The following is a 16,280-nucleotide window of genomic DNA, read 5'->3' on the forward strand; positions in this document are numbered from 1 at the left end:
CCCGTCGGGACCGCCCGCCCGCAGGGCCGGACGGCTGCCTATTATTTTCCTGTCCTCGCCAGGCTCCTCAGGCGGAAATGCGGCATCTTCCACCTCTCACAGGTTGAGGGTTCTTCCCGCCCGGGAGCGGCCCTACCCCTGCACTGAACGACGGAGCGGCATCCATGTACTTCACCGACCGAGGAATCGAGGAACTGGAGAAGCGGCGCGGCGAGGAAGAGGTCACCTTCGAGTGGCTCGCCGAGCAGCTGCGCACGTTCGTCGACCTGAACCCCGACTTCGAGGTTCCGGTGGAACGCCTCGCCACCTGGCTGGCCCGCCTGGACGACGAGGACGACGAGTAGGTCCGGAACCGGCCCGGCGGGCGGTACGACACCACGGTCGCAGCGCCCGTCCTCCCCGCCCTCCCTTACGCGTACGCAGGACGCGGCGCCGCGCGCACCGCCACCCGCGCCGCGCCCCACCACGCGCCGCACCACGGCCGGCGCCACGCCGCCCCTCGTCCTGCGTCCGCGCTCCCCCGTACCAGCGCTCCCCCCACCCGCACTCCCCCAGCCGCGCCCCTCCCGGCCCCGGCATCCCACGAAAGGGTGTCTTGACTTTCCGCGACCGCGATATATCGTGAATCGGGATAGACGCGATATGGCGTGTCGCGGCTGGCCCTTCGCCCAGCCGTGCCCGAGGAGGTCCCCATGCCCGAGTGGTCCGTCACCGAGCCCCGGAAACTGAGCTTTGACACCCGCGTGAGCGACCTGCAGGTCCGCATCGTCAACGGAACGGTGAACGTGGTGGGCACGGACGAGGGTTCCGCCCGCCTGGAAGTCTCCGAGATCGAGGGACCGCCCCTGGTGGTCACCCAGACCGGCGACACCCTCACGGTGGCCTACGAGGACCTGCCCTGGAAGGGCTTCCTCAAGTGGCTCGACCGCAAGGGCTGGCGGCGCCGTGCCGTCGTCTCCCTGGCGGTTCCCGCCGACACCCGTGTGGAGGTCGGCGTGGTCGGCGCCGGCGCGGTCGTCTCCGGCATCCACGGCCCCGCGGTGGTGAAGGGGGTGACCGGCGACACGACCCTGGTCGGCGTCTCCGGCCCGGTCCGCGCGGACACCGTGTCGGGGAACCTGGAAGCCCAGGCCGTCACCGGTGACCTGCGGTTCCACTCGGTCTCGGGGGACCTGACCGTGGTCGAGGGCTCCGGCCGTACCGTCCGCGCGGACTCCGTCAGCGGCTCCATGATCGTCGACCTGGACCCGGACGGTCCCACGGAGGTCAACCTCACCAGCGTCTCCGGCGAGATCGCCATCCGCCTGCCCCACCCGGCGGACGCCGAGGTGGAGGCGAACACCGCGAGCGGCACGATCTCCAACGCCTTCGACGGACTGCGGGTGCACGGCCAGTGGGGCGCCCACAAGATCACCGGCCGCCTCGGCGCGGGCACGGGCAGGCTCCGCGCCACCACGGTCTCCGGCTCGATCGCCCTGCTGCGCCGTCCGCCGCGCGAGGACGAGGCGGACAGCGTGGGGGACGCCGGGCCCTCCGGATCCCCCCGGAACCCCGGTACCGCCACGGCCGACGGCACGACCGACAAGAAGGTGCTCTGACATGCCCCCCGTCTTCGCCCACGGACGCCTGCGCCTGTATCTGCTCAAGCTGCTCGACGAGGCCCCGCGCCACGGCTACGAAGTGATCAGGCTCCTTGAAGAACGCTTCCAGGGTCTGTACGCCCCCTCGGCGGGGACGGTCTACCCCCGCCTGGCCAAGCTGGAGGCCGAGGGCCTGGTCCGGCACACCACGGAGGGCGGCCGCAAGGTGTACGCCATCACGGACGCGGGCCGCGCCGAACTGGCCGACCGCAGCGGCGAGTTGGCCGACCTGGAGCTGGAGATCCGCGAGTCGGTCGCGGAACTGGCCGCCGAGATAAGGGCCGACGTGCGCGGCGCGGCCGGTGACCTGCGCCGCGAGATGCGCGCGGCCGCGTCCGAGGCCCGCCGGAGCGCGAAGACGGGCGCGGGCCCGGCGGGACCGGCCGGGGACTACGGCGACCTCACCGACAAGGAGGCCTGGCGGGCCGCCAAGGAGGAGATGCGCCGGGTCAAGCAGGAGTGGAAGGAGCAGGCCCGCCGCGCCAAGGACGAGAGCCGCCGGGCCCGTGAGGAGGCCCAGCGGGCCCGCCACCAGGCCCAGGAGGCGCAGGAGCGGGCATGGGCCCAGGCGCAGCAGGAGATGCAGCGCATCGCCCGCCAGGTCCAGGACCGCGTCCAGGACCGCTTCACCCAGGGTGACTGGCCGACGGGCGTCCGCGAGGGCCTGTCCGAACTGGCCAGGGAACTGGGCGACTTCGGCAAGAACTGGGGCTATCCCCGCACCCCCGGGGAGCCGGCGCCCGCGCCCACCGCCGCCCCGGACCTGCACCATGTCACGCCCACCGAGGACTTCCCGGCCGAGTACGAGCCCTCCTGGGCGCACGAGGACCTCACCGGCGACCCGCCCCGCGACCTGGACCGCCTCCTGGACCGCTTCCGCGACGACATCCGCGACGCGGCCCGCGACCACGGCGTCAGCCAGGAGCAGCTCGGCGACGCCCGCCGCCATCTGTCGACGGCGGCGGCCCGCATCGGCGCGCTGCTCCGCCAGCCGAGGCCCTGAGCCCGGCTCGTCGGAGCAGCGCGGAGGCCGAGGCCCTCGCGCAGGCGAAGGGGAGCAGCCGCCGCCTTCGGTGCCGCTCGCGGCCGGGTCAGGAGTGGGTGAGGACGATCTTCCCGAACTGCTCTCCGGAAGCGAGCCGCTCGAAGCCCTCACGGGCCCGGTCCAGCGGCAGCTCCTCGTCGATGACGGGGCGTACGCCGGTCGCGGCGCAGAAGGAGAGCAGGTCCTCCAGCTCCTCCTTGGTGCCCATGGTGGATCCGACGACCTTCAGCTCCAGGAAGAAGATCCGGGTCAGCTCGGCGTGCGAGGGCCGGTCCCCGCTGGTGGCACCGGAGATGACGATCGTGCCGCCGGGCCGCAGGGACTTCACCGAGTGGGACCAGGTGGCGGCGCCCACGGTCTCGATGACGGCGTCCACCCGCTGCGGCAGCCGCGCCCCGGACTCCACGGCCTCCACGGCCCCGAGTTCCAGGGCGCGCTTCCGCTTGGCCTCGTCCCGGCTGGTCGCGAAGACGCGCAGCCCCGCCGCCTTGCCGAGCACGATGGCAGCCGTGGCCACACCGCCGCCCGCGCCCTGCACCAGGACCGAGTCACCGGGCCGTACGCCGGCGTTGGTGAACAGCATCCGGTACGCCGTCAGCCACGCCGTCGGCAGACACGCGGCCTCGGCGAAGGACAGCTCCTTGGGCTTGGGCAGGACGTTCCAGGTCGGCACGGCGACCTGTTCGGCGAAGGTGCCCTGGTAGCGCTCGGTGAGGATGGAGCGCGGCTCGTCGGGGCCGACGCCGTGGCCGGTCTGGCCGATGACGGAGTGCAGGACGACCTCGTTGCCGTCCTCGTCGATGCCGGCGGCGTCGCAGCCGAGGATCATCGGCAGCCGGCCCTCCGGGAGGCCGACGCCCCGCAGGGACCAGAGGTCATGGTGGTTGAGGGAGGCGGCCCGCACATGGATGGTGCTCCAGCCGGGCCGGGCCTCGGGGGCCGGGCGCTCCCCCAACTCCAGGCCGGAGAGCGGCTGGTCGCGGTCGATTCGGGCGGCGTAGACAGCGAACATACAGCCGACGATAGGGGTGCTGATCAGCCAACGGAACTGCGAGGGTCTGTGACACATGCCCTCTTGCGCAGGGGCACCCGTCCAGCGCAGCCCGGCACGGGCACCGTCGAGGGGCGCCCCGTCAGCACACGGGTCGGGCGGGTGGGAAAGGAAATGGCCCCGCCCGGAGGGGCGGGGCCATTCAGCGCGACGTCAGCGACGAGCGACGCCCTCGGCCCGAGCAGCGGCCGCGACCGCCGCCGTGACCGCCGGAGCGACCCGCTCGTCGAACGGCGACGGAATCACATAGTCGGCGGCGAGATCGTCGCCCACCACGGCGGCCAGCGCCTCCGCGGCAGCGATCTTCATCCCCTCGGTGATCCGAGAGGCCCGCACCTGCAGCGCGCCCGCGAAGATGCCCGGGAACGCGAGCACGTTGTTGATCTGGTTCGGGAAGTCCGACCGCCCGGTGGCGACGACCGCCGCGTACTTGTGCGCGACCTCCGGGTGCACCTCGGGGTTCGGGTTGGCCATCGCGAACACGAAGGCGCCCTTCGCCATGGAGGCCACGGCCTCCTCCGGGACCGTACCGCCGGAGACGCCGATGAAGACGTCGGCGCCCGCGAGGGCGTCCTCCAGCGAGCCGGTGATACCGGCCTTGTTGGTGAAGCCGGCCAGCTGGCGCTTGACCGGGGTGAGGTCCTCCCGGCCGGCCGACACGACGCCCTTGCGGTCGGCCACCGCCACGTCACCGATGCCGGCCTCGACCAGCATCTTGGCGATGGCGACACCGGCCGCGCCGGCGCCCGAGATGACGGCCCGCAGCTGCCCGATCTCACGGCCGCTCAGCCGCGCCGCGTTCCGCAGCGCCGCGAGCGTCACGACGGCCGTACCGTGCTGGTCGTCGTGGAAGACCGGGATGTCGAGGCGCTCCTGCAGCCGGCGCTCGATCTCGAAGCACCGGGGCGCCGAGATGTCCTCGAGGTTCACTCCGCCGAAGGAGGGAGCGAGCCGGACGACGGTCTCGACGATGTCGTCCACGTCGGTGCAGTCGAGCGCGATCGGCACCGCGTCGACGCCGCCGAACTGCTTGAACAGGATCGCCTTGCCCTCCATCACGGGGAGGGAGGCCTGGGGACCGATGTCCCCGAGTCCGAGCACGGCCGTACCGTCGGTCACGACGGCGACCACGGAGGACTTCCATGTGTAGTCGTTGACCAGCTCCGGCTGTTCCGCGATCGCGGTGCACACGCGCGCGACGCCGGGCGTGTACGCGAGGGAAAGGTCGTCCTTGTCGCGGACCGGCACGGTGGCCTGCACGGCCATCTTGCCGCCGCGGTGCAGCGCGAACACCGGATCGAAGGAATCGAGGGGCTCGGCCCCGCCGTCCTGATCCGTATTGCTGTCGCTGCGAGGATTGACGATCTCCGCTGCCACTTTGTTTTACCCCTTAGCTATGCATGGTTTGAGGGTCGACCACTCCTGGTGAGGGGTGGGCGGGCACCGCGCACGGCCCGATTGCTGATACGTACGGGCACATACGCGACGGGCGCGCCGCACACGCGCCCTGAGCCCCGGATGAGGGGTGTAAAGAACCTTCTTACCGGACGGACGGCGCCTACGACGAGTCCAATAGGCGCAAGGTCACATCCCGGAACAGAAAAGCCACCGCGAGATGACGCGTGGCTGACAACCACGCCAAGCGCGCGAGGACACGGGAAGCGGGCGCGCACGCTGATCACATCGTGAGACGCGCCGAAGATTCTCCGGCCGCAGGACTGGATTCCCGCAGATGGTTCGGTGGTGATGCACCGGGGTTGTACCGACCTGAGGCGGTTCGGGGGTCACCCGTTATCCGATTTTGACATAGTCAGCCCCCTGAACGGCGTAGTCCGAATGGCAAGATGCGGTAAACCCACGAGGTCGCGACACCCGAAGGTGTGTGTTTCTCGTCGACCATCGGCACCTCTTCCCAGCAGCCGGAGGAACAACGATGACCGCAAGCTCCACCCGTCGTACGACCGCCACCCGCTCCCGTCTGGGAGCGGCCGGTGCGATCGCGGTCGCGGGCGCCCTGCTGCTCACCGGCTGCGGGGACCAGACCAACGGCGGCAAGGGCAGCTCCTCCGCGTCCGGCAGGACGAGCAGCGCTCCGCTCTTCTCGAAGCTGCCGAAGACGATCCAGGACAAGGGCGTCATCCAGGTCGGCACCAACGCCGAGTACGCACCCATGGAGTACCAGGAGGGCGGCGACATCGTCGGCGTGGACCCCGACATCGCCGCCGCGCTGGCCAAGAAGCTGGGCGTGCCCTTCAAGTTCACCTCCGGCTCCTTCGACGGCCTGATCACGTCGCTGAACTCCGGTCGTTACGACGTGGCGATCTCGTCCATAACGGACACCAAGGCGCGCCAGCAGGGCCTGGACGACAAGGGCAAGAAGCTCGGTCCGGGTGTCGACTTCGTCGACTACTTCACGGCCGGCACCGCGGTGTACGTGCAGAAGGGCAACCCGAAGAAGATCGGCTCGGTCGAGGACCTCTGCGGCCAGACCGCGGCCGTGCAGCACGGCACCACGTACGAGCAGCTCCTGCAGAAGCAGTCCAAGGCCTGCACGGACGGCGGCAAGAAGAAGATCACGATCGAGTCGTTCGACAACGACACCGAGGCCCAGACCCGTGTGAAGTCCGGCGGCGCGGTGGCCGGCGTCAACGACTACCCCGTGGCGATCGACCTGGCCCGCAAGGCCGACGGGGGCAAGGCCTTCGAGGTCGTCGGCGAGCAGGTCGACGCCGGCCCCTTCGGTATCGCCGTGAACAAGGACAACAAGCAGCTCACCAGCGCTCTGGAGGCCGCCGTCAGCGCGATCATCCAGGACGGTACGTACAAGAAGATCCTCGACAAGTGGGGTGCCCAGAGCGGCGCCATCGACAAGGCCGCGGTCAACGGCGGCAAGTGACTGCCAGACACACTGAAGGGCAGTCACGGTGACTGACGATCTCGACAAGACACCGGCCGACGCGAGGCCGTCGGCCGACGTCTCCAAGGAGCCCGGCGGCGGCCCGGTGCCACCGGAGGCGATCAAGGCGATACCGGTCCGTCACTGGGGCCGCTATGTCAGCGCGGTCGTGGTGCTGGCCCTGGTCGGCCTGCTGGTCAACGCCTTCGCCACGGCCGAGAAGATCCAGTGGCACGCGGTCGGCGACAAGCTGTTCGACTCCACTGTGCTCGCGGGCGCCGGCCGCACCATGCTGATCAGCGTGCTCGCGATGGCCCTGGGCGTGGCCCTGGGCATCGTGCTGGCCGTGATGCGGTTGTCGAAGAACCCGGTGACGAGCTGGGTGGCCTGGGTCTACATCTGGTTCTTCCGCGGCACGCCGGTCTACGTCCAGCTCCTGCTCTGGTTCAACCTGGCGCTCATCTTCCCCGTCCTGAACCTCGGTCCGATCTACAAGGACGAGATGACGGATGTGATGACCCCGTTCATGTGCGCCCTGCTGGGTCTGGGCCTCAACGAGGCCGCGTACATGGCCGAGATCTGCCGCGCCGGGCTGCTGGCCGTCGACGACGGCCAGACCGAGGCCGCGCACGCGCTCGGCATGAGCCACGGCAGGACCCTGCGCAGGATCGTCATCCCGCAGGCCATGCGGGTGATCGTGCCGCCCACCGGCAACGAGTTCATCAACATGCTGAAGACCTCGTCGCTGGTCTACGCGGTCACGTACAACGAACTGCTGCGCGCCACCTCGACGATCGGTTCCACGTCGTACGCCGTGATGGAGATGCTGTTCGTCGCCTCCCTCTGGTACCTCGTGATGACCAGCGTGTTCAGCGTCTTCCAGTACTACCTGGAGCGCCGCTACGCCCGCGGCTCGACCCGCAGTCTGCCGCCCACCCCGTGGCAGAAGGTCAAGGCCAACCTGCTCGGCCCGAGCGGCAAGAGGAGCGTGCGATGAACGCCATGGTGAAGGCCGAGGGCGTACACAAGTCCTTCGGCGCCGTCGAGGTGCTCAAGGGCATCGACCTGGAGGTGAGGCCGGGCGAGGTGTTCTGCCTGATCGGCCCCTCCGGCTCCGGCAAGTCGACCTTCCTGCGGTGCATCAACCACCTGGAGAAGATCAACGCCGGCCGGCTGTACGTCGACGGCGAGCTGGTCGGCTACCGCCAGCAGGGCGACAAGCTGTACGAGCTGCGCGACCGCGAGGTCGCCATGAAGCGCCGGGACATCGGCATGGTCTTCCAGCGCTTCAACCTGTTCCCGCACATGACGGCTCTGGAGAACGTCGTGGAGGCGCCGGTGCAGGTCAAGGGCGTGGCCAAGGCGCAGGCCCGGGAGCGGGCCGAACAGTTGCTGGAGCGGGTGGGCCTGGCCGACCGGGCCGGGCACTACCCCTCCCAGCTCTCCGGCGGCCAGCAGCAGCGGGTGGCGATCGCCCGGGCCCTGGCGATGGAGCCGAAGCTGATGCTGTTCGACGAGCCGACCTCGGCCCTGGACCCGGAGCTGGTGGGTGACGTCCTGGACGTCATGCGGGACCTCGCCGAGTCCGGCATGACCATGGTCGTGGTCACCCATGAGATGGGCTTCGCCCGCGAGGTGGGCGACAGCCTGGTGTTCATGGACGAGGGCGTGGTGGTGGAATCCGGCCACCCGCGCGAGGTCCTGACGAACCCGCAGCACGAGCGGACGCAGTCGTTCCTGTCGAAGGTTCTCTGACCGGATGACGCTGAGGGGCGGTACGGACCACCCGTACCGCCCCTCAGGCCTGTCCGCCTACTTCGCCCGCCGCACCGGCTTCGCCCGCCGCACCGACTTCACCGGCTTCGCCTACTTCACCGCGAGCAGCAGCGTGTCCGACGGCGAGCACCACACCGGCCGGGCCTCCCCGAACCCCTTCTCGCGCAGCACGTCCGCGTGCCACACCGGGGCGGGCATGTCCCCGTCGGCGTGCTCGCCGTAGATCTCGAACCGCCGGGCGGTCGGCTCGGCGAGCACGGGGTCCTCGGCGGCGACCTGCCACCATTCGGCCCAGTCCAGGGCACCCGCCCGCCTGGCCTGATCCATGCGTGCGTGCCGCTGGGCGCGCTCGGCGGCGTTGATCCGGGGCGTGCTGTCGTCGATCATGTGGTCCGCGTTCATGAAGACACCGCCGTCGCGGACCAGCTCCGCGACCTGACCGTAGAGGGCCGCGAGGGGTTCGCTGTGCAGCCAGTGCAGGGCCGTCGCGGTCAGGACGGCGTCGTAGGAGTCGTACGGCAGCTTCGCCCGCCAGTCGGGGTCCTTGAGGTCGGCCTCGACGAGGTGCACCCGCTCGTCGCCCCCGAAGGTGCCGCGCGCGATGGTGAGCAGGGCCGGGTCGAGGTCGACGCCGGTGCTGGTGGCCGCCGGGAAGCGGGTCAGCAGCCGGCCGGTGATGCTTCCGGTGCCGCAGGCGAGGTCGAGCACGCGCGGCGCCGTCCCGACGAGTGCCTCGACCATGTCCAGCATGATCCGGAAGCGGTCCTCACGGTCCGGCATGTACGACTCCTGCTGCCGGTCCCAGCTCTCCTGCCAGGCGGCCCAGTCGGTTCCGGTACTCGTCGTCATGGAACCCCGACTCCCCTCGGTTCGCGTAATACCCTGGACACACGACCGGCTGTTACCCGACCGCAGACACGACCATAAAGCGCCCCCGTAAGGACTACAAGTGGAACTGGCCTATTACTCGGATTACGCCGTCCGTCTCGTCAACAGCGAGGAACCGGCCCGGGGCAAGGACTCGCTCACCTCGGTCGAGGCCGTCCGCGACCTCTTCGGCGTCAACGCCGCGGCGGCCCGCCGCGCCGCCGACGCCGACGTCACGCGCTTCCGCTCGGTCCGGGCCCGGCTGCGCGCGGTCTTCGAGGCGGCCGACAAGGGCGACGAGACGCTGGCCGTGGACCTGCTGAACTCGCTGCTGCTGGAGTTCCCGGTGTCGCCGCAGATCTCCGGTCACGACTACCGCGACGAGGACGGCCGCCCGCTGTGGCACATGCACCTGGCCGACCACCCCTCCAACGCCACCGCCGGCTACGCGGCCATCGCGGCGATGGGCCTCGCCTTCCACCTGACGGAGTACGGCGTCGACCGCCTCGGCCTGTGCGAAGCGGCCCCCTGCCGCAACGCCTACCTCGACACCTCCACCAACCGCTCCCGGCGCTACTGCTCCGACCGCTGCGCGACCCGCGCCAACGTGGCCGCCTACCGGGCCCGCAAGCGCCTGGAGGCCGACCGGTCCGGCAGCAGCGGCCTGGCGGCCGAGAGCGCCCAGCGCACCAGCGCCAGCGGCGAACGCTGACCGGCCGGGAAAGGCCGGTACCGCAGGCGCGCCTTGCCCAGCACCAGTTCGTCCGGGACGACCCCGTAGTCGGTGCTGTCCCCGCCCGCGTACGGGTTGTCGCCGAGCACCCACCAGCCGCCCTCACGGCGCGCCACGGCACGCTTGACGACGAGCAGGTCCTGCTGGAACGGGTGACGCAGGACCACGACGTCCCCCGGCCTGACCGAGGCCCCGTACTGCACCAGCAGCCGGTCCCCGTGCAGCAGCGTCGGCACCATGGACGGCCCCGTCACCTCGGCCAGTCCGAACGGCGCGACCGCCCTGCCCCGCTCGGTCTCCTGCGACAGCTCCGGCATCCCCGGCACCTCCCCGGTCCGTTCCTCCACCAGTCTCAGTCTGACCCTGGACTTTTGTCCTAAGCCCTAGGGGGCACCCGAGAAATCGCCTTCTGCAGGGAGTAATGTCGCACCTGAGAAGACGATCACGAGGAAGGAATGCTCCATGCTTTCCCGCCTGTTTGCCCCCAAGGTCAAGGTCAGCGCCCACTGCGACCTGCCCTGCGGCGTGTACGACCCGGCCCAGGCCCGCATCGAGGCGGAGTCGGTGAAGGCCGTCCAGGAAAAGATGGCCGGCAACGACGACCCCCACTTCCAGGCGCGCGCCACCGTCATCAAGGAGCAGCGCGCGGAGCTCGCGAAGCACCACGTCTCCGTGCTCTGGAGCGACTACTTCAAGCCCCCGCACTTCGAGAAGTACCCGGAGCTGCACCAGCTGGTCAACGACGCCCTGAAGGCCCTCTCGGCCGCCAAGGCGTCCACCGACCCGGCGACGGGCCAGAAGGCGCTGGACTACATCGCCCAGATCGACAAGATCTTCTGGGAGACCAAGAAGGCCTGATCTTGGATCAGGCCGTCTGACCTGCAGTTTTCCCGACTAGCAGCGTCTCCCCGACCGCACTCGGCCACAGGCCGCCGAACATGGCGTCCCTGAGGGTCCGGGTGCGGTCTTTTTCACCCGGCCGCAGATGGGCGCAGATCCGCAGCGTGATGACGGCGGACGCGTGGCCGAGGACCTGCGGGCGCCGTTCCGTTCGGTCTTCCAGCGGCGGTCATTGAGGAGCTCGCCCTCCTCCATCCGCGCGGAATCCGCCGGTCACCACCCCACTCGTTCTTGGAGTCAGGGTTCGGACGCCGGCCTACGGCCTGAGTGTCATTCACCTGGCCTCCCCAGGGGCGCATCCCATGCCCCGGCGTCTCGAAGCGCACGAGCCGCGCACGCTCCGCTTCATGAGCGGCCACGCGCGCCTGTACTCCCACCGCACGCCATACGGGCGGCTGCCGTCGCATGGAACCTGGAACAGGGCGGGTAGCAAGCGCCGGACGAGTCCTCGTCGAGCGGGAGACAAGCAAGAGGAGACCTCCAGTGCGCCGTACCACCGTTGAAGCCGCCACCGTCGCGAGAGGCCGTATCTTCGCCATGATGGACGCGGACGGGGACGGGGTCGTCTCGGCGCACGACTACCTCTCCCGGGTCGATCGGACCGTCCAGGCCACGGGACGCTCGGAGGACGACCCGCTCGTCGTCGCCGCCCGCGGGCAAGCCCACAAGGCGTGGGGGGCGATGGACGCGAACGGCGACGGGAAGCTGACCTTCGAGGAATACGACGCATGGGTCGGCGCCGACAAGTTCGACCACATCTGCCGGTTCCCCCTGGGCTCACTGTTCGACCTCGCCGACGGCGACGGCCTGGTGGTTCGTGATGAGTACCTGGCGTCGATCCGTTCCTACGTCATCGGCGACGCCTCGCCTATGGGCGAGGTCCTGTATCAGGCGCCGTCCGATGGGTCGGGCGGACCGGTGTGAGCCGAGTACGCGACCGCCGCCGCGGGCGACTTCTCCGCCCGGGACAGATCCGGTGCGCGGTCGCCGACAGCTTCCGGTAGTGCTTCGGCGATCCAGTGCGACTGCCCAGAAGGGGAGACCAAGGAGGCCTGATCCTGGATCACACCTCCTGACCTGTAATTTTCCCTGACTTGCAGCGTCTCCCCGACAGGGGACCGCCTCCCCCGCGGCGCGTTCGTCACTCGGTGTGCAGGACGCGGGCGGTGGTCTGACGGGCCGCCGCACGGGCCGGCGGCAGCGCGGCGATCGCCACCCCGGCGAGCGCCGGCCACACGATGGTCCCGGGGTGCCACACGTCCAGCATCCGTGCCGGGAAGGCGAGATGGGCGCTGTGCTCGGTCAGGGGGATCACCGCACGGCAGGCCGCGACGCCCTGTCAGGTGATGGAGGCGGGGCCGGGTGGCAGATGGACCGTCATGATCAGGTGGCAGCTCCGGGTGCCCGCACCGCGGTAGGTGTGCGGGGTGTCGCCGTCGAACGTGGCGGTCTGGCCCGCTTCGAGGGTGTGCTCGGTGCCGTCGACGACCAGGGTCATACGGCCCGCGACGACGCTGACGGTCTCCACGACTTGGGCCTGGTGGGGGTGGCTGGGGTATTCCTCGTCCGGCTCCAGCCGCCAGCGCCAGACCTCGACCGGCGCCGGGCCCGACGTCGTCAGCACGAGCCGGGCCTCACTGCCGCGCTCTCCGGTCCACAGAGGGGCGACCGCATCGGCGTCCACGACACGGACCCGGCCTTCGGACGGTCCCTGCATCAGCGCGGACACCGAGATGCCGAGGGTGTCGGCGAGCCGGACCAGGGTGGCCAGGTTGGGGTTGCCCTGGGCCTTCTCCAGCGCCACCAGGGCGCCCTTGCTGACCTGGGCGCGCCGGCCGAGCTCGTCCAGGGACAGGCCCGCGCGGGTGCGGGCCGCCCGCACGTTGTGCGCGACCGTCCGCAGGGCCGCCGCCGTCTCGGCCACCTGATCACCTTCCTAGCATCTTGACCAGTGGACTGTACCGCCCGGTCGTTTGGTTGACACGGCTCGGTCGTTCCGTTGTACGGTGTGGTCGTTCCACTGAGATAGTAAGGGATGTGCCGTGATCGCTCTGCTGCTGGCCCTCGGCAGCTCACTCGCCTACGGGTGCGCCGACTTCCTCGGCGGCCTCGGCGCCCGTAAGGCCCATGTGCTGCGGACCGTGCTGGTCGCGGCCCCGGCCAGTCTCGCGGTCGAGCCGGCGCTGGAGAAGGCCCAGGGCAACCGCAACCTGGCCACCCTGGTCCCACTCGCTCCCACCAGGAAACGGAACCCGCCCATGTCCGCCTTCCGCATCGACCCCGCCGTCGCAGAAGCCTTCCCCGACACGCTCATCGCCCTCGTCACCGCCACCGGCCTGCGCGGCCGCGAACCCTGGCCGCGCACCACCGCCGCCCTGGCGGAACTGGAGCGCCGACTCGCCGACGGCACCTGGCGGCCGGCCGACGAGACCGACCCCCGCATCGAGGCGTGGCACACCGCCTACCGCGCGTTCGGCACCAACCCCCGCCGCGTCCGCCCCAGCGTCGACGCGCTCGGCCGCCGCCTGGCCAAGAAGGGGACGCTGCCGCGCATCAACCCGGCCGTCGACTCCTACAACGCCGTCTCCGTCCGCCACGGCCTGCCCGCCGGCGCCTTCGACCTGGACCGGGTCACCGGCGACGTCGACATCCGGTACGCGGACGGCACCGAGTCCTTCACCCCGCTCGGCGAACCCGGCACCATCGAGACCCCGAACCCCGGCGAGATCATCTACGCGGACACCACCGGGGTGCTGACCCGCCACTGGAACCACCGCGACGCGCACCGCACCCGGGTCACCGAGGACTCCACCCGCGTCGCCTTCCTCCTCGAAACCCTCCACGCCACCCGCGACGGCGACCTCCTCAAGGTCGCCGCCGACACACTGCAGGGCCTCCTCGCCCCGCACTCCGGACACAGCACCGTTCACTACCTCAGCCCGGCCCAGCCTCGGGCCACCGTCTGACACGGCACCTGACAAGGCACCCGTCGAGGGCCGGGCACGCACGGGCGGCGGATCAGTGGAACCGCGGCACGATCAGAAAGATCCCGTACGCCGCCCCTTGTCACCGAGTCCTGGCGGGCGCGGGCGCTGAGCCTGTAAGCGAGGTAGGTGGCGGCCAGGGCGGCGAGGCCCGCCACCACAGGGGAGGCCACGGCCGGGATCAGCACCTTGTCGACGACCTCGTCGAAGTGCACGCCGTGGGAGCCCGCGCCGACCCGGACCGCGCCGATCCGACCGCCGAAGAGGGCGTGGAAAAACGTTCCGTACCTCGCTGCCCGTGTCCTGTGCCAAGCTGTCGACGTGACCCTGGAGGACCTCAGACGGCTGCGTCGCGTGCGCGACCGCATGGACCGCGAGTACGCCGAGCCGCTCGACATGACCGAGCTGGCCCGTGGCGCCCACATGTCGCCCGGCCACTTCCAGCGCAGCTTCCGCAAGGCGTTCGGCGAGACGCCGTACAGCTATCTGATGACCCGCCGGGTCGAGCGGGCCAAGGCGCTGCTGCGCCGGGGCGACCTCACCGTCACCGAGGTGTGCCTCGCCGTGGGGTGTACGTCGCTCGGCTCCTTCAGCTCCCGCTTCACCGAGCTGGTCGGCCAGACGCCGAGCGCCTACCGGGCCCGCGACCACGAGGAGAGCGCGGTGATCCCGTCCTGTGTGGCCCGTACCTTCACCCGGCCGCGCCGCCGGTCCTGGTGACTCGCGCGCGCCTGGGTCCGGATGGGCCTAGCGTGAGCCCATGGACGTGAAACTCAAGCAGTGCTTCATCGCGGTGGACGACCATGACAAGGCGCTCGCCTTCTACCGTGACGTGCTCGGCCTGGAGGTCCGCAACGACGTGGGCTTCGAGGGCATGCGCTGGGTGACGCTGGGCTCACCGCTCCAGCCGGACGTCGAGATCGTGCTGGAACCGCCCGGCGCGAACCCGGACGCCTCCCCCGCCGATCGGCAGGCGATGGCCGAACTGCTCGCCAAGGGCATGCTGCGGGGTGTCATCTTCACGACCGAGGACTGCGACGCGCTGTACGAGCGGGTGCGGGAGTCCGGCGGGGATGTGCTCCAGGAGCCGACGGACCAGCCGTACGGGGTGCGCGACTGCGCCTTCCGGGACCCGGCGGGCAACCAGTTGCGCTTCCTCCAGCGGCCCGCGGAGTGAAATCCCGCGAGTGACCGGGGAGTCGGCACCTACACTCCCCGTCATGATCATTCGCTGGACGTACGCCTTCGTCGACCGGCCCGTCGGCCGGCTGCCCGAGGCCCGCGCCTTCTGGACCGCCGTCACCGGCACCCGGCCGTCCGAACCCCGCGGTGAACAGGGCGAGTTCCTGACCCTGCTGCCCGAGGACGCCGACGGGGCGGACGCCTGCGTGAAGCTCCAGGGCGTCACCGAGGGCGAGGGCGGGGCCCACCTCGACTTCTGCACCGAGGACGTACGGGAGCTGATCGGGGCGGCCCGTGAACGGGGCGCGGACCTGGTGACGGACCACGGGGACTGGGCGGTACTGCGTTCCCCGGCGGGGCAGTTGTTCTGCGCCGTGCCCTGGCACGGGGAGACGGTACGGCCGCCCGTGGTGGCGGGCAGCCGGCTCGACCAGGTCTGCCTCGACATCCCGCCGTCGGCGTACGCCGCCGAGTCCGGCTTCTGGGCCCGGCTCACCGGCTGGGAGCGGCACACCGGTTCACGGCCGGAGTTCCAGGTGCTGAAGCCGCCGGCGGGACTGCCCGTCCGGATCCTCCTCCAGCGGCTCGGCGAGGAACGCCCCGCCTCCGCCCATCTCGACCTCGCCTGCGCGGACATCGCCGCCGTCCAGACCCGGCACGAGGAGCAGGGGGCGGTCCGGGTGGGCGGGGGCCCGCACTGGACCGTGATGCGCGACCCGGCGGGCGGCGTCTACTGCCTGACCGGACGGGACCCGCTGACCGGCGGGCTGGCCGGCGCCGGTAGGACCCCGACGGACGCGTAGGTACCGAGGACCGGGACGCCGGAGGGCCCCCGGGCCCGGCGGACACCCGTCCTCGCCGGTCACCCCCAGGGCTCCACGTCCACCACGGCGTCGGCCGGCACCGGCCCGTACACGTGCGGGAACTCCTCCCCGCCCGGCTTCATGGCCTCGTACTTCACCGGCACGTCGACCAGGGCCGGATCCACGACCAGCACGACCAGCTCGTCCGGACCGTCGTAGTCGCCGTAGAGGCGGGCGGCGATGCGCGGAAGCTGCTCGCGGGTGGAGAAGTGGATGAAACCTTCCTCCTGGAGGGTGCGGCCAGGGGAGGACATCTCGTAGGCACCGTGTTCGCGTGCCTTCTCCCAGAGGGAGCGTTCGGTGATATGGAAGATATGGGGCATTTTCGACATGGGCCCACGGT

General features: G+C 70.7%; 20 protein-coding genes and 1 pseudogene. 13 read left to right on the forward strand and 8 right to left on the reverse strand.

Annotation, left to right across the window (positions count from 1 at the left end; genetic code table 11):
- Window positions 1–164: 164 nt before the first annotated feature.
- From IE244_RS05355 to IE244_RS05365, 3 genes are all read left to right on the forward strand, one after another.
- Window positions 165–344 carry a DUF6104 family protein gene (locus tag IE244_RS05355; protein ID WP_003992906.1) on the forward strand — a complete coding sequence of 60 codons (180 nt, stop codon included), beginning with the start codon at window positions 165–167 and terminating at the stop codon, window positions 342–344.
- Between the two features lie 348 nt (window positions 345–692).
- Complete coding sequence (locus IE244_RS05360; protein ID WP_191871487.1) at window positions 693–1,598, forward strand: DUF4097 family beta strand repeat-containing protein; 906 nt, start codon at window positions 693–695, stop codon at window positions 1,596–1,598.
- A 1-nt stretch (window position 1,599) separates the two neighbouring features.
- On the forward strand, window positions 1,600–2,643 hold the full coding sequence (locus tag IE244_RS05365) for a PadR family transcriptional regulator (RefSeq protein WP_191871488.1): 1,044 nt from the start codon (window positions 1,600–1,602) through the stop codon (window positions 2,641–2,643).
- Between the two features lie 88 nt (window positions 2,644–2,731).
- Here IE244_RS05365 and IE244_RS05370 read toward each other — a convergent pair whose 3' ends face one another.
- Both IE244_RS05370 and IE244_RS05375 read right to left on the reverse strand, forming a co-directional pair.
- Window positions 2,732–3,697 carry a zinc-binding dehydrogenase gene (locus IE244_RS05370; protein ID WP_191871489.1) on the reverse strand — a complete coding sequence of 322 codons (966 nt, stop codon included), beginning with the start codon at window positions 3,695–3,697 and terminating at the stop codon, window positions 2,732–2,734.
- 192 nt (window positions 3,698–3,889) lie between these two features.
- Entirely contained in the window at window positions 3,890–5,113 is a 1,224-nt protein-coding gene (locus IE244_RS05375) for an NAD(P)-dependent malic enzyme (RefSeq protein WP_191871490.1), read from the reverse strand.
- A 556-nt stretch (window positions 5,114–5,669) separates the two neighbouring features.
- On the opposite strand from IE244_RS05375, the gene IE244_RS05380 reads away from it, so the two are divergent.
- The 3 genes from IE244_RS05380 to IE244_RS05390 are packed head-to-tail and all read left to right on the forward strand — an operon-like array spanning window position 5,670 to window position 8,387.
- Window positions 5,670–6,632, forward strand: a complete 963-nt coding sequence (locus IE244_RS05380) for an ABC transporter substrate-binding protein (RefSeq protein WP_191871491.1) — start codon at window positions 5,670–5,672, stop codon at window positions 6,630–6,632.
- A 28-nt stretch (window positions 6,633–6,660) separates the two neighbouring features.
- The gene (locus IE244_RS05385) at window positions 6,661–7,629 is read left to right on the forward strand and encodes an amino acid ABC transporter permease (protein ID WP_191871492.1); all 969 of its coding nucleotides are present in this window, start codon (window positions 6,661–6,663) and stop codon (window positions 7,627–7,629) included.
- Window positions 7,626–8,387 carry an amino acid ABC transporter ATP-binding protein gene (locus IE244_RS05390; RefSeq protein WP_308436252.1) on the forward strand — a complete coding sequence of 254 codons (762 nt, stop codon included), beginning with the start codon at window positions 7,626–7,628 and terminating at the stop codon, window positions 8,385–8,387. Before IE244_RS05385 ends, IE244_RS05390 begins: the two co-directional genes overlap by 4 nt.
- Window positions 8,388–8,498: 111 nt before the next feature.
- Here IE244_RS05390 and IE244_RS05395 read toward each other — a convergent pair whose 3' ends face one another.
- Window positions 8,499–9,257 (reverse strand): class I SAM-dependent methyltransferase, encoded by a 759-nt coding sequence (locus IE244_RS05395; RefSeq protein WP_191871493.1) that lies wholly within the window; start codon window positions 9,255–9,257, stop codon window positions 8,499–8,501.
- 100 nt (window positions 9,258–9,357) lie between these two features.
- On the opposite strand from IE244_RS05395, the gene IE244_RS05400 reads away from it, so the two are divergent.
- Window positions 9,358–9,987, forward strand: a complete 630-nt coding sequence (locus tag IE244_RS05400; protein WP_191871494.1) for a CGNR zinc finger domain-containing protein — start codon at window positions 9,358–9,360, stop codon at window positions 9,985–9,987.
- Here IE244_RS05400 and sodX read toward each other — a convergent pair.
- A complete protein-coding gene (sodX, locus tag IE244_RS05405; protein WP_191872074.1) occupies window positions 9,891–10,325 on the reverse strand; it encodes a nickel-type superoxide dismutase maturation protease in 435 nt (144 codons plus the stop codon). The two genes, IE244_RS05400 and sodX, sit on opposite strands and share 97 nt — an antisense overlap.
- A gap of 145 nt (window positions 10,326–10,470) precedes the next feature.
- Between sodX and sodN the strand changes: the two genes are divergently transcribed.
- Both sodN and IE244_RS05415 read left to right on the forward strand, forming a co-directional pair.
- Entirely contained in the window at window positions 10,471–10,866 is a 396-nt protein-coding gene (gene sodN, locus IE244_RS05410) for a superoxide dismutase, Ni (protein WP_023546844.1), read from the forward strand.
- Window positions 10,867–11,391: 525 nt separating this feature from the next.
- Window positions 11,392–11,832 (forward strand): EF-hand domain-containing protein, encoded by a 441-nt coding sequence (locus IE244_RS05415; protein WP_308436253.1) that lies wholly within the window; start codon window positions 11,392–11,394, stop codon window positions 11,830–11,832.
- Window positions 11,833–12,049: 217 nt separating this feature from the next.
- Here the strand turns inward: IE244_RS05415 and IE244_RS05420 are convergent, their stop codons facing one another.
- Window positions 12,050–12,223, reverse strand: coding sequence for a hypothetical protein (locus tag IE244_RS05420; RefSeq protein WP_191871495.1), 174 nt, complete (start codon window positions 12,221–12,223; stop codon window positions 12,050–12,052).
- A gap of 24 nt (window positions 12,224–12,247) precedes the next feature.
- The gene (locus IE244_RS05425; RefSeq protein ID WP_191871496.1) at window positions 12,248–12,832 is read right to left on the reverse strand and encodes a helix-turn-helix domain-containing protein; all 585 of its coding nucleotides are present in this window, start codon (window positions 12,830–12,832) and stop codon (window positions 12,248–12,250) included.
- A gap of 334 nt (window positions 12,833–13,166) precedes the next feature.
- Here IE244_RS05425 and IE244_RS05430 point away from each other — a divergent pair, with 334 nt between their 5' ends.
- Entirely contained in the window at window positions 13,167–13,874 is a 708-nt protein-coding gene (locus IE244_RS05430) for a B3/B4 domain-containing protein (protein ID WP_191872078.1), read from the forward strand.
- A 92-nt stretch (window positions 13,875–13,966) separates the two neighbouring features.
- Here the strand turns inward: IE244_RS05430 and IE244_RS41760 are convergent.
- Window positions 13,967–14,164: pseudogene (locus tag IE244_RS41760) on the reverse strand (inorganic phosphate transporter); the annotation flags it as partial.
- Between the two features lie 49 nt (window positions 14,165–14,213).
- Here IE244_RS41760 and IE244_RS05435 point away from each other — a divergent pair.
- The 3 genes from IE244_RS05435 to IE244_RS05445 are packed head-to-tail and all read left to right on the forward strand — an operon-like array spanning window position 14,214 to window position 15,877.
- Complete coding sequence (locus IE244_RS05435) at window positions 14,214–14,612, forward strand: helix-turn-helix transcriptional regulator (protein ID WP_191871497.1); 399 nt, start codon at window positions 14,214–14,216, stop codon at window positions 14,610–14,612.
- A gap of 40 nt (window positions 14,613–14,652) precedes the next feature.
- A complete protein-coding gene (locus tag IE244_RS05440; protein ID WP_031163324.1) occupies window positions 14,653–15,069 on the forward strand; it encodes a VOC family protein in 417 nt (138 codons plus the stop codon).
- 43 nt (window positions 15,070–15,112) lie between these two features.
- Window positions 15,113–15,877 (forward strand): VOC family protein, encoded by a 765-nt coding sequence (locus tag IE244_RS05445; protein ID WP_191871498.1) that lies wholly within the window; start codon window positions 15,113–15,115, stop codon window positions 15,875–15,877.
- 59 nt (window positions 15,878–15,936) lie between these two features.
- On the opposite strand, the gene IE244_RS05450 is transcribed toward IE244_RS05445, so the two are convergent.
- Window positions 15,937–16,269 carry a DUF952 domain-containing protein gene (locus tag IE244_RS05450; RefSeq protein WP_191871499.1) on the reverse strand — a complete coding sequence of 111 codons (333 nt, stop codon included), beginning with the start codon at window positions 16,267–16,269 and terminating at the stop codon, window positions 15,937–15,939.
- Window positions 16,270–16,280 lie beyond the last annotated feature (11 nt).

The sequence above is a fragment of the Streptomyces filipinensis genome (genome assembly GCF_014649495.1).
Lineage (GTDB): Bacteria > Actinomycetota > Actinomycetes > Streptomycetales > Streptomycetaceae > Streptomyces > Streptomyces filipinensis.

What these genes read in the sequence shown, in the direction of transcription:
- IE244_RS05445 (WP_191871498.1), top strand. Translation starts at nt 15,113, where the DNA reads ATGATCATTCGCTGGACGTACGCCTTCGTCGACCGGCCCGTCGGCCGG.
- IE244_RS05450 (WP_191871499.1), bottom strand. Translation starts at nt 16,269, where the DNA reads ATGTCGAAAATGCCCCATATCTTCCATATCACCGAACGCTCCCTCTGG.
- sodX (WP_191872074.1), bottom strand. Translation starts at nt 10,325, where the DNA reads ATGCCGGAGCTGTCGCAGGAGACCGAGCGGGGCAGGGCGGTCGCGCCG.
- IE244_RS05430 (WP_191872078.1), top strand. Translation starts at nt 13,167, where the DNA reads ATGTCCGCCTTCCGCATCGACCCCGCCGTCGCAGAAGCCTTCCCCGAC.
- IE244_RS05380 (WP_191871491.1), top strand. Translation starts at nt 5,670, where the DNA reads ATGACCGCAAGCTCCACCCGTCGTACGACCGCCACCCGCTCCCGTCTG.
- IE244_RS05365 (WP_191871488.1), top strand. Translation starts at nt 1,600, where the DNA reads ATGCCCCCCGTCTTCGCCCACGGACGCCTGCGCCTGTATCTGCTCAAG.
- IE244_RS05395 (WP_191871493.1), bottom strand. Translation starts at nt 9,257, where the DNA reads ATGACGACGAGTACCGGAACCGACTGGGCCGCCTGGCAGGAGAGCTGG.
- IE244_RS05440 (WP_031163324.1), top strand. Translation starts at nt 14,653, where the DNA reads ATGGACGTGAAACTCAAGCAGTGCTTCATCGCGGTGGACGACCATGAC.
- IE244_RS05360 (WP_191871487.1), top strand. Translation starts at nt 693, where the DNA reads ATGCCCGAGTGGTCCGTCACCGAGCCCCGGAAACTGAGCTTTGACACC.
- IE244_RS05370 (WP_191871489.1), bottom strand. Translation starts at nt 3,697, where the DNA reads ATGTTCGCTGTCTACGCCGCCCGAATCGACCGCGACCAGCCGCTCTCC.
- sodN (WP_023546844.1), top strand. Translation starts at nt 10,471, where the DNA reads ATGCTTTCCCGCCTGTTTGCCCCCAAGGTCAAGGTCAGCGCCCACTGC.
- IE244_RS05390 (WP_308436252.1), top strand. Translation starts at nt 7,626, where the DNA reads ATGAACGCCATGGTGAAGGCCGAGGGCGTACACAAGTCCTTCGGCGCC.
- IE244_RS05355 (WP_003992906.1), top strand. Translation starts at nt 165, where the DNA reads ATGTACTTCACCGACCGAGGAATCGAGGAACTGGAGAAGCGGCGCGGC.